The sequence below is a fragment of the Streptomyces sp. NPDC059917 genome (assembly GCF_042730635.1).
GTDB lineage: Bacteria > Actinomycetota > Actinomycetes > Streptomycetales > Streptomycetaceae > Streptomyces.
This window is the reverse complement of sequence record NZ_JBHWLC010000183.1, coordinates 1-2,245: the sequence shown is the minus strand read 5'-3', so window position 1 is coordinate 2,245 and position 2,245 is coordinate 1. Positions and strand designations below refer to the sequence as shown.

Annotated in this window: 2 protein-coding genes; one reads left to right on the top strand and one right to left on the bottom strand. The window is 75.1% G+C overall.

Annotated features, from left to right (window positions below; genetic code table 11):
* Positions 1–318: 318 nt before the first annotated feature.
* Positions 319–1,176 carry an adenosylcobinamide-GDP ribazoletransferase gene (locus ACFWAR_RS39340; protein ID WP_385788528.1) on the bottom strand — a complete coding sequence of 286 codons (858 nt, stop codon included), beginning with the start codon at positions 1,174–1,176 and terminating at the stop codon, positions 319–321.
* Positions 1,177–1,245: 69 nt separating this feature from the next.
* Here ACFWAR_RS39340 and ACFWAR_RS39335 point away from each other — a divergent pair, with 69 nt between their 5' ends.
* Entirely contained in the window at positions 1,246–2,073 is an 828-nt protein-coding gene (locus tag ACFWAR_RS39335) for a hypothetical protein (RefSeq protein WP_385788525.1), read from the top strand.
* Positions 2,074–2,245: the final 172 nt, after the last annotated feature.

Below are 2,245 nucleotides of genomic sequence, written 5' to 3'. Positions count from 1 at the left end.
CTGGGGCTCCGCCCCAGACCCCGCGCCTCAAACGCCGGCGGGGCTGGATGTGGTGGCCCGGCGCCTCGAACGCGGGCGCGGCTGGGATTGCGCGGCCCGGCGCTGGATGGCGGGGCCCGGTGCTGGGTGGTGCGGCCCGACGCTGGGTCGCGGGGCCCGGCGCTGGGTGGCGCGGCCCGACACTGGATGGCGGGGCCCGGCGCTGGATGGTGCGGCCCGACGCTGGATTGCGCGGCCCGACGCTGGGTGGTGGGGCCCGGCGCTGGATGGTGCGGCCCGGCGCTGGGTGGTGGGGCCCGGTGCCGGGTGGCGGGGGCGTTAGCCGAGGGTGAGGGTGAGCAGGGTGGTGGTTGCCGCGACTTCGGCCAGGGCGCCGAAGACGTCACCGGTGACCCCGTCGAAGCGCCGCACGCACCGCCGCAGCAGGAGCTCCGCGGCGCCGAGCCCGACCAGGACGGCCACCGCGTGCTGCGCGGCGGCGGGCAGCCCGAGCGGGAGGGCCGCGACCGCCGCGGCGGCGACGGCGAGCCCGGCCACCACGGCCGCCGACCGGATCGGCACCACGCCCGCGACGGCCGCGCCGAGGCCCTCGTGGCGGGCCGGGGGCACCCCGTCGCGCGAGGCCAGGGTCAGCGCGGTCCGGGCGGCGACGGCGGCGACCACGGTGGCGAGGGCGCCGCGGAACCAGCCGTCGGCATAGGCCTGGGCGAGCGCGGCGCTCTGCAGCAGGAGGGCCAGGACCAGGCAGATCACGCCGAACGGCCCGATGTCGGACTGCTTCATGATGCGCAGCGCGGTGTCGGCCGGCTTGGCGCTGCCCAGGCCGTCGGCGGTGTCGGCCAACCCGTCGAGGTGCAGCCCGCGGGTGAGGGCGGCGGGCACGGCCACGGTGACGACCGCGGCCAGCAGCGGGGACGCCCCGAGGAGGAGCAGCACGCAGCCCGGCACGGCCGCGCAGAGCCCGACGACCAGCCCGACCAGCGGGGCGCAGGCCATGCCGGTGCGGGCGGCCGGGCGGTCCCAGCGGGTGATGCGGGCGGGCAGCACGGTGAGCGTCCCGAAGGCGAAGCGCAGGCCGTCGCGGAGCGCGGCGCGTTCGTCGGGCGGGCTCAGCGGCGGGCCCGGCAGGGGCTCCGGGGACGGTTCCGGGAGCGGATCGGGGAGCGGATCGTTCACCGCCGGAACGGTACCCGCTCATCACGGAAGGTAAATTACCCAATACATGCCAAATGGGGAGCTGGTGTCATGGGTCACTGGTGGTACCGCAACATCGTGGAACCGGGGAAGCTCCCGCTGTTCCTCGCCCTGCTCTCCTTCGTACTGTCCTTCCTGGTCACCCGCACGATCACGCGCCTGATCCGGGCCGGTCGGGGCCCCTTCAAGAACATCACCCCGGGCGGTGTGCACGTCCACCACGTGGTGCCCGGCGTGGTGCTGACGATCATCGGCGGTTTCGGCGCCGTGGGCAGCGGGCGGCACGGCGTGGGGGCGATGATCTCCGCGGTGCTGTTCGGGCTGGGCGCGGGTCTGGTGCTGGACGAGTTCGCGCTGGTCCTGCACCTGGACGACGTGTACTGGAGCGAGCAGGGCCGCAAGAGCGTGGAGATCGTGGTGCTGACGGCGGCTCTGGTGGCGCTGGTGCTCGGCGGGTTCCTGCCCTTCGGGGTCAACGACCTGACCGTCGACGAGCGGCACAACCGCGGGCTGGTCGTGATGAACACGGCCACGAACTTCTTCCTGGCCCTGATCGCCCTGTGGAAGGGCAAGCCGCGCACCGCGCTGCTGGGGACGGTGATCCCGTTCGTGGCGATGGTCGGCGCGGTCCGCCTGGCCCGGCCGGATTCGCCGTACGCGCGCCGCTTCTACACGAACCGCCCGCGGGCCCGGGCCAAGGCCGGGCTGCGGGCGTTCCATCACGACCGGCGCTGGGCGGCGCCCCGCCGGCGCTTCGAGAACTTCATCGGCGGCACCCCGGACCCCGAGCACGGGCACGGGCACGGGAAGGTCACCCGGGCCGTGCGGGCCCGGATGAAGGGGTCGAAGGACACGCAGTCGAAGGACACCCGGCCCTAAGCCGCCGCGGCCACGCGCCACGGTCGGGGAGGGTCAGGGCGGTGGCGCCGCGCCGGGGTGGGGTATCTCCTCGGCTCGCGGCCCCTGCCCGGTCGGAGTGCGTACCCGGTGGTGACAGCTCGTCCTTGCGGGGACACCCCACCCCCAGTCACTTAAACACAACTCCGATCCC

Coding starts and splice junctions, on each gene's coding strand:
- ACFWAR_RS39335 (WP_385788525.1), top strand. CDS start 1,246: ATGGGTCACTGGTGGTACCGCAACATCGTGGAACCGGGGAAGCTCCCG.